Consider the following 8,496-nt stretch of genomic DNA (forward strand, 5'->3'; position numbering starts at 1 on the left):
GCGGTCGAAGCGCTCGGCGCGACGACCTGTCTGGTTCAAGCCGACATCTGCCAATCGCAGCAGCGGCAACGGTTGGTCGACGAGAGCTGGGACTTTCTCGGCCCGCCGACCACTTGGGTCAACAACGCCGGTGCGGACGTCTTGACCGGCGAGTTCGAAAACGAATCGTTCGCCGAGAAACTGCGGCGGCTGATCGAAACCGATGTCCTGGCGACGATCGATCTGAGCCGCCAAGTGATCCGGCGCTGGCGTCAAGATGTTTCCGGCAGCGAAGCGCAGCCGCCGTCGATGACGTTTATCGGTTGGGACCAAGCGCCCGTGGGCATGGAAGGCGACGCCGGACAGATGTTCGGTCCGGTCAAAGCCGCGGTGATGGCGTTTGCCAACAGCGTCGCGCAAGAGGTCGGCCCGACCATTCGAGTCAACACGGTCGCGCCCGGTTGGATCAAAACGGCGTGGGGCGAAACAACGGATTCGTACTGGGACGGCCGGGCACGGCGGCAATCGTTGATGAATCGCTGGGGGACGCCCGAAGACGTGGCCCGGGCGGTGTGTTTCGTCGCCGATCCGGACAACACGTTTTGCAACGGACAGACGATTCAAGTCAACGGCGGCTGGAGCCGGACACACCCGCGCTGAATTCGTTAGACTGCTCCACTGACGCGCCCGGGACCGTTGACGCGACCGGGCGACGACTCCACCAACGTTTTTCTCCTCTTGAGTGATTTATGACCAGCGCTGACGAATCGACCCAAGCGAAAGCCGACCACTTTCGCGAGCGTTATGAACAAGTTCGTGAAATGATCGGCCGCGTCATCGTGGGGCATGACGACATCGTCCAGGGTGTGTTGACGGCGATGCTGTGTGGCGGCCACTGCTTGCTCGAAGGTGTGCCGGGGCTGGGCAAAACGATGCTGGTGCGAACGTTGTCCGAAGTGTTGGATTTGGATTTCAATCGAATCCAATTCACCCCGGACTTGATGCCGGCAGATATTTTGGGAACCAACATGATCGTCGAATCCGAAGACGGTCGACGTCAGTTTCAATTTCAACGCGGACCGGTCTTCACCCAGATTCTGCTCGCCGACGAAATCAACCGCGCGACGCCCAAGACGCAGTCCGCGATGCTGGAAACGATGCAGGAAGGCACGGTCACGGCCGCCGGAGCACGATACGAACTGGAACAACCGTTCTTCGTCTTGGCGACCCAGAACCCGATCGAACAAGAAGGCACCTATCCGCTGCCGGAAGCACAACTGGACCGGTTCCTGTTCAAGTTGGTCGTCGGCTACAGCAGCCGTGACGATCTCAACACGATCGTCGAACGAACCACGCGGGGCGAAAAACCGCAGATCGATAAGGTGATGGATGGGGCCGAGATCCGCGGGATGCAAACCATGGTGCGCGACGTCGTACTGACGCCTCCAATCCGCGACTACCTGGTCCGCCTGACACTGGCCACCCATCCCGACGGCGCCCATTCGGTCGATGCCACCAATCAATATGTGCGTTGGGGCGCCAGTCCGCGGGGAGCCCAAACGCTGGCGCTTGCGTCGAAAGTCCGCGCCATCCTGGCCGGACGTTACAACGTCAGTTTCGAAGACATTCGCCGCGTCTATTTGCCGACGATGCGACACCGAGTTCTGCTGAACTTCGAAGCCCAAGCCGAGGGCATCGAAACCGATTCGGTGCTGTTGGAGATTCTGGAGAAAGTTCGCGAGTCCGCCGAATAGGGGGCCCGCCAGCGTCCTCCCTACTCCGGTCGGCATGAATTGCCGAATACCGGTGAACATGCGACGAGAAAAGTGTGGAAAATCGACCGTTTTGTGCCCGCCATTCAGGTAGAAAACGGAGCGTGACTCGACGATTCCTGGGGAATTCGTCTGGCGTGGTCGATGTTCATCTAATCTTCACACGGGTAGCGTCCGCTAGACGGTCGTCAATTCCGACAGTCGCTGCTATCTTTCCGCGCATGGCCCACTTCGGGGCACGCTCTGCCGCTCCCTCAGGGATCGGCGGGCTTTCGAATCGCGACACGGGTTCCCCCCCAATCTTTAGCGGAGTTTTGCTGGGATGTTCCTCCAAATCACTTCTCGCCCGATGCCCCTGAATCGGAAACGAGCGATCGGCTGTTTTGCGTTAGTATCGAGTCTGCTGGTCGGAATGGTCGGATGCGGCAGCAAGACGGAAACGTCGACGACCGAATCGAGCGGCGCGGTCGCCGCGTCCAACCTGACCGGCACGATCAAAATCAACGGCAGCAGTACGGTGCAACCGATCGCCAACGCGGTCAAAGAGGAATTCGCCAAGCTGTATCCCGACGTCACGGTCAGCGTCGACGGGAAAGGCACTGGCAACGGATTCAAATTGTTCCAAGACAAAGAGACCGACATTTCCGACGCATCGCGTCCGATCAAACCGGGCGAATTCGAAGCCTGCAAAGAAAACGGCGTCGCATTCATCGAGATCCCCGTCGCCTATGACGGACTGACGATCGTGATCCACCCCAAAAATGATTGGGTCGATACCCTGACGGTCGATCAGCTGAAGAAAATCTTTGTCGGCCCCGACGCGGCCAAGAAGTGGAGCGATGTGGACCCCAGTTGGCCAAACGAGACCATCGAGATCTTTGCCCCGGGAACCGGTAGCGGAACGTATGACTATTTCCGCGAAGTCGTAATCGGAAAATCCGAGGACGCGCTTCGAAACGACATGAATTTGAACGAAGACGACAACGTCCTGGTCAACGGTGTCGCCGGAAACCCTTATGCGATCGGATTCTTCGGGGTGGCATATTACGAAGAGAGCAAGGACAAGTTGAAGGCCGCAAAGATCATCAACCCCAAGGACGAGAAAGCCTACTTGCCGACGCCGGAAAACATCGCCAGCGGAGCGTACGCACCGTTCAGCCGCCCGTTGTTTATCTACGTCAGCACCGCCTCGTTGCCCCGCGCCGAAGTTGCTACCTTTGTGTCGTACTTCCTGGAAAACGCGCCGAGTCTTTGTGAACGCGTCGGCTACGTCCGCTTGCCCGACGAGATCATGCAGCGTGGCATGAAAAACTTGGACGAAGAGAATGCCGGAACCCACTACATCGATGCCGAAGGCAATTCGCGAAGTGGTGCGGTCGCTGACATCTATCAGCCGGAAAACTTGACCAAGTAGGCGCAGAAACAGATCGCATGGGCATACGTGTTGGTGTGCAGGCTTTAGCCGCCCTCCGTCGCTGCTTCGCAGCGACGGGGTATCGCCTAACGGCTACTACACCAACGGTTGCTGCCCACTGCAATCGGAAGCATACGGTGAACTGATGCCGCTACCTAAAGCCCTTCAAAATCGCGAGTTTCGGTCGACCCGATCGGGCGCCTTCTCGGAACGTCTGATCGTGATTTCGCTGGCGTTGTGCGCCACGGCAACCGTGCTGATCACGGTCGGCATCATTTACATGTTGATCACGCAGAGTGCCGGCTTCTTTCGCAGCGAAGCGGTCACGATGTCGGGGTTTCTCACCGACACCGAGTGGACCGCATTGCAGAGCAAGGACTTGGCGCAGGCCAAGTTTGGCATCCTGCCGCTGCTCAGTGGAACGTTCCGTGTGACGCTGATCGCGATGATCATCGCGTTGCCGCTGGGGTTGATCACCGCGATCTACCTGAGCGAATTCGCATCGGCGAGAATCCGATCCTGGCTCAAGCCGACCTTGGAAATCATCGCCGGGGTGCCCACCGTCGTACTCGGCTACTTCGCGATTCTTGTCATCAGCCCTTCGCTCCAATTGATCAGCGACGGGGCGTTTTCGACGTTTAATGCAACCAGCGCGGGGATCGCGGTCGGCATCCTCTGTCTGCCGATGGTCTGCAGCCTGTCCGAGGACGCGATGCGTGCGGTGCCTCGCAGCTTGCGGGAAGGCGCTTACGGACTCGGTTGCACCCCGTTTGAAACGTCTGTCAAAGTGGTTGTCCCCGCGGCGCTCAGCGGCATCATCTCGGCGTTCCTACTCGCCTTCAGTCGAGCGATCGGTGAAACCATGGTGGTCGCATTGGCCGCCGGAACCCTGCCCACGATGACCCTCGACCCGACGCAACAGGCTCAGACCATGACCGGGTTCATCGTGGAGATGATCAAGAGCGAAAGTGAATACGGGACCGTGCAGTACTACAGTCTTTACGCGGTCGCGGTCACGCTTTTCACGATCACGTTTCTTATGACCCTGGGCGGCCAAATCATCCGCCGACGCTTCAAGGAGTCGTACCAATGAGCTCCATCCCTGACGCGATCGTCAACCAGGACGCAAAATTTTTGACCGACAACGCGAAACGGCGCAAGCGGCTCAGCCTGTGGTTCTATTTTCTCTGTGTCGCGATCGCGTTGATCAGTGTGGTCATCTTGATCGTCTTGATGGTTTCGATTTGGAGCCAAGGCCAGTCTCGGTTGTCCACCGATCTGTTGACGCGGGCCCACAGCGAATTGGAGATCGAGCGAAGCGGGATGTGGCCCGCCATCCTCGGTTCGCTGTTCGTCTGTGGCACCTGTGCGGTCGTCGCATTGCCGCTGGGCGTAGGAACGGCTGTCTTTTTGGAAGAGTTTCAACCGACGAACAAGTTGTTGCGGTGGATCCATGGATTCGTGCAACTGAACATCTCCAATCTCGCCGGCGTGCCATCGATCGTCTACGGGCTGCTGGGGCTGACCGTGTTCGTTTACATGTTCAACGTGTTCGGCCAGATTCGCGTCAACGAGTCGGCGGGAATGGAGATCATGGGATACAAGCACTTTTACCAAGTGCTGACGTTGGAACCGGGACACGTCGTGTTTGTACCGCAATCGGATCCCACCAAGCGTCAGACCACGTTTGACGAGCCATTCCAAGCCGTCGATCCGGATGGCAATCCGATCGAGATCTCGATTTGGACGCCGGGGACTCCCAAGCCCTCCGACCCCGCGATTCGGCGTCAAACGGTTCGGGCCGGCGCCATCGGGGGGACGATCACCGAGCGAAACTGGTATTACTTTCGGCTCCCGTTCGACAAAAGCTTTTTATCCGGGGGGCTGACGCTCGCGCTGGTGATTCTGCCGATCATCATCATTTCGTCCCAGGAATCGCTCCGCGGGGTGCCGTCATCGCTGCGTGAAGCATCGATGGGCCTGGGGGCAACGACCTGGCAGACCGTCCGTGATGTCTGTTTGCCGGCCGCGTTACCCGGCATCATGACCGGCTCGATTTTGGCGATGGGACGGGCCATCGGCGAGGCCGCACCGATTCTGGTCGTGATGGGTGCCGCGGTGGCCAAGAGCAGCGGTCCCAAACACCTGATGGACGACGCGGTGACGATGCCGGTGCTGATTTTTAACTGGGCCGGACGCCAACAGGACGAGTTCAAGGAACTTTCTGCCGCCGCCATCATCGTCCTGCTGGTCATCTTACTTCTCTTGAACTCGACGGCGATCTATATTCGTCATCACGTCCAAAAAGCTCAATCCTGAACCCCGCGAAGTCATGTCAAGCGTAACGCCAGCGATCGAGTCGGAGGAGAATTCCGATGCACTCCCCGATCAAACGCTGATTCACATCGAAAAGCTGAATGCTTGGTATGGCGATTTCCAAGCGATCCACGACCTGTCACTGGAAATCCCCAAGCACAAGGTGACCGCGTTCATCGGTCCCAGCGGTTGCGGCAAAAGCACGCTGCTCAAATGGATCAATCGGATGAACGATGTCGTCCCCGGCGCGCGTGCCAAGGGGCGGCTTGCGATCAGCGGTGACGCGTCCAATGACCACGCCGAAATCAACGTCCTGGACCCCGGATTGGATGTCGTCGGGCTCCGCCGAAAAGTCGGAATCGTGTTTCAAAAACCGAATCCGTTTCCCAAAAGCATTTATGACAATGTCGCCTTCGGTCCGCGACTGCACATGAAAACGTCCAAGTCCGAACTGGACGAACTGGTCGAATGGTCCTTGCAAAAAGCCGCGGTCTGGGACGAAGTCAAAGATCGGCTGCATGGACCGGCACTCGGTCTGTCCGGTGGACAGCAACAACGATTGTGCATCGCCCGGGCGATCGCCGTGGGGCCGGAAGTGCTTTTGATGGACGAACCTTGTAGCGCACTGGATCCATCCAGTACGTTGGCGATCGAAGACCTGATCTTTGAACTGAGAACCCAGTACACGATCGTGATCGTGACACACAATATGCAGCAAGCCTCTCGCTGCAGTGATAAAACGGCGTTCTTTTTCGAAGGCAAATTGATTGAAGCCGGTCCCACCGAGCAACTGTTCACCCGGCCACAGCAGAAACAGACCGACGACTACGTCCGTGGCAAATTTGGATAAGAACCTTGATGTCAAAACACCTCCATCGCGAACTGGAAAGTCTTCGCGAGCAGTTGGTTAACCAATTCACGGTCGTCGAGCAGATGATCCAAATGGCGGTTCGCGCGCTCGTCGAACGCCGAACGGATTTCGCCGATCGCGTCGTCGAAAGCGATGAGGGCGTTGACATCACCGATGTACAAATCGAAGAGGAGTGCCTGAAACTGCTGGCGCTTCACCAGCCCATGGCGGGCGATCTGCGTTGGCTGATCACGGTGGTCAAGGTCAACGGAGAACTCGAACGCATGGCCGATACGGCGTGCAACATCGCCGAACGTGCCAAAGCCATGTCGGCATTTCCGATGTTTACCGTCCCGGAACAGATGACCGAAATGGTCGATGCCACCATTCGTATGGTCCGGCGTTCCCTCGATGCGTTCGTCACCAACGATGCGAAGATGGCGGTCGAAGTCATCAAGATGGATGACCTGGTCGATCAACAAAACCGCCAGATCATTGAACATCTACAGGAGTTGATCAAAGCCGACCCGTCGCTGATCGAACCGGCGTTTCATTGCTTCAGCGCCTCGCGACACCTCGAACGCATCGGCGATCTGGCTGAAAACCTGGCCGAGGAAACGATCTATCTGGTCGAAGGTGAAATCGTACGTCACAAACATGGCGTCATCGGCGACGCCGCAAAATAAGTCGCGAACACCGATCGCGCGACCTTCGCTACCGTGTCGCCTGCCCAGCAGGCAATCGCCTCAGATCGACACTGACGCTGCGGTGATCCGACCCGATGTGCGGTCCGACGCGATAGCTTGCACATTCGAGCGACCGGCTGATCAAGATGTGATCCAGGACCAGCCCCATCGGAAAACTGGAACCGCCGGCGTACCAGGTCGGCGTGGCGGCGAGCCCTTGCTTGGCCCGCCGCAGCCCCGAGCGTCGACCGAATGCGCCGAAATGCGGTGACCAGGGCGTCACGTTCAAATCGCCCATCACGACGATCGGCTGCTCAGGAGCGCGTTTTTGCGTTCGCTGGATTCGTTCCGCAAGCAACTGCAAGTGTTCATTGCGCGAACGAAACCGACCAGCGCCCATCGGCGGCAAGGGATGCGTCGCGATCAATCGACACCCCAAACACTCGACTTCGATCGATTTGATGTTCTCGTTCAATTCGAACGCCTCGGAACGAGCGAACGGCAGTTTGCTGTAGACGCCGATTCCAAAATTTCCGTGATCTTGGGGACGCGTCACGGCGTGCGGGTATCGGGGACTCAATTGGTCCGTCAAGAAATCGTCCAGTCCGCGACTGAGTTCCAGGATCGCGACCACGTCCGGATCGACCTCGCGGATCTCGTCCAACACCCGCTGATACGACCGGTTGCTGGTCAACACATTCATGGTCATCACGCGCAGCGATGGCTCAACGCCCGCTGCGGACATCGGGTCGGGAATCCATTGAGCAAACATGGCAGCGCAGTGCACCATGAAACAGACCGCGGCGATCCACGCCAAGCGGGGCTGCCTGACGATCGCGGACAGCGCGATCACAACCGCAATGGCGATCAATTGCTGGGTCCGCAGATTGGCAAGCAGGTCCGATACCCAGAACCAACGGGCGAACAGGGTCACGACCGTCACCAGCAGCACCGCCAGGCAGGCCAACCGGGCCAGGGCCGAGAACACATTCGTTAATGATAGTGAACGCTCAGTCATTTCGCCTGCCGGCGCGTTGGACAGTTCATTGCTAACGCGACTGCAGGTGATCCCAGATCCGCGAGACCAGACTGCGATCATCCGGGATGGTGAGACGCCCGATTTGCCCCGATTGTACCGCTAGACTAGTCAACGGATCCAAGGGCAACACGGAACGCAACTGGGGATGAACCAACTCGTTGGACTCCGATTGCTGTAGCATCTGCACCGCCAATGGACCTCCCGCCGTCGCCGCCAAGGCGGGGTGCGGCTGGGTCCGGCTGGCGGAAGGTTGTAAATCCTGCAGCGGCGCCGTGATTGAAACGCCGCCCCGTAGACGGATCGAAGCGACTTGCTTGGACGAGGACGCCTTCTTGTAAGCTTCCAGAGTGTCTTCGGCGACGATCGCTAAGACTTCTTTTTCCTGGGGATCGGAAACCCGCAGCAATTCTTCGCCCTGTTTGACGTAACGCCCTAGCAGC

The 8,496-nt window shown here is 58.3% G+C and carries 8 protein-coding genes and 1 pseudogene; 7 read left to right on the top strand and 2 right to left on the bottom strand.

Annotated features, from left to right (window positions below):
* From ABX749_RS13030 to phoU, 7 genes are all read left to right on the top strand, one after another.
* On the top strand, positions 1 to 639 hold a 639-nt coding region (locus ABX749_RS13030; protein WP_372896369.1), incomplete at its 5' end, for an SDR family NAD(P)-dependent oxidoreductase.
* 89 nt (positions 640 to 728) lie between these two features.
* Positions 729 to 1,733, top strand: coding sequence for a MoxR family ATPase (locus tag ABX749_RS13035; protein ID WP_145207736.1), 1,005 nt, complete (start codon positions 729 to 731; stop codon positions 1,731 to 1,733).
* A gap of 367 nt (positions 1,734 to 2,100) precedes the next feature.
* On the top strand, positions 2,101 to 3,165 hold the full coding sequence (locus ABX749_RS13040; RefSeq protein ID WP_372896370.1) for a phosphate ABC transporter substrate-binding protein PstS family protein: 1,065 nt from the start codon (positions 2,101 to 2,103) through the stop codon (positions 3,163 to 3,165).
* 145 nt (positions 3,166 to 3,310) lie between these two features.
* Entirely contained in the window at positions 3,311 to 4,258 is a 948-nt protein-coding gene (pstC, locus tag ABX749_RS13045) for a phosphate ABC transporter permease subunit PstC (RefSeq protein ID WP_372896371.1), read from the top strand.
* Entirely contained in the window at positions 4,255 to 5,484 is a 1,230-nt protein-coding gene (locus ABX749_RS13050; protein WP_372896372.1) for a PstA family ABC transporter permease, read from the top strand. Before pstC ends, ABX749_RS13050 begins: the two co-directional genes overlap by 4 nt.
* Positions 5,485 to 5,497: 13 nt before the next feature.
* On the top strand, positions 5,498 to 6,331 hold the full coding sequence (gene pstB / locus ABX749_RS13055) for a phosphate ABC transporter ATP-binding protein PstB (protein ID WP_145207732.1): 834 nt from the start codon (positions 5,498 to 5,500) through the stop codon (positions 6,329 to 6,331).
* 8 nt (positions 6,332 to 6,339) lie between these two features.
* Positions 6,340 to 7,017, top strand: a complete 678-nt coding sequence (gene phoU, locus ABX749_RS13060) for a phosphate signaling complex protein PhoU (protein ID WP_372896373.1) — start codon at positions 6,340 to 6,342, stop codon at positions 7,015 to 7,017.
* A gap of 28 nt (positions 7,018 to 7,045) precedes the next feature.
* On the opposite strand, the gene ABX749_RS13065 is transcribed toward phoU, so the two are convergent.
* Both ABX749_RS13065 and ABX749_RS13070 read right to left on the bottom strand, forming a co-directional pair.
* A complete protein-coding gene (locus ABX749_RS13065) occupies positions 7,046 to 8,035 on the bottom strand; it encodes an endonuclease/exonuclease/phosphatase family protein (RefSeq protein ID WP_372896374.1) in 990 nt (329 codons plus the stop codon).
* 31 nt (positions 8,036 to 8,066) lie between these two features.
* Positions 8,067 to 8,496 (bottom strand): annotated as a pseudogene (locus tag ABX749_RS13070) (peptidase M50); the annotation flags it as partial.

Origin of the sequence: Stieleria sp., assembly GCF_041595215.1 — a bacterium.
Lineage (GTDB): Bacteria > Planctomycetota > Planctomycetia > Pirellulales > Pirellulaceae > Stieleria > Stieleria magnilauensis.

Coding starts and splice junctions, on each gene's coding strand:
- ABX749_RS13065 (WP_372896374.1), bottom strand. CDS start 8,035: ATGACTGAGCGTTCACTATCATTAACGAATGTGTTCTCGGCCCTGGCC.
- pstC (WP_372896371.1), top strand. CDS start 3,311: ATGCCGCTACCTAAAGCCCTTCAAAATCGCGAGTTTCGGTCGACCCGA.
- pstB (WP_145207732.1), top strand. CDS start 5,498: ATGTCAAGCGTAACGCCAGCGATCGAGTCGGAGGAGAATTCCGATGCA.
- ABX749_RS13050 (WP_372896372.1), top strand. CDS start 4,255: ATGAGCTCCATCCCTGACGCGATCGTCAACCAGGACGCAAAATTTTTG.
- ABX749_RS13035 (WP_145207736.1), top strand. CDS start 729: ATGACCAGCGCTGACGAATCGACCCAAGCGAAAGCCGACCACTTTCGC.
- phoU (WP_372896373.1), top strand. CDS start 6,340: ATGTCAAAACACCTCCATCGCGAACTGGAAAGTCTTCGCGAGCAGTTG.
- ABX749_RS13040 (WP_372896370.1), top strand. CDS start 2,101: ATGCCCCTGAATCGGAAACGAGCGATCGGCTGTTTTGCGTTAGTATCG.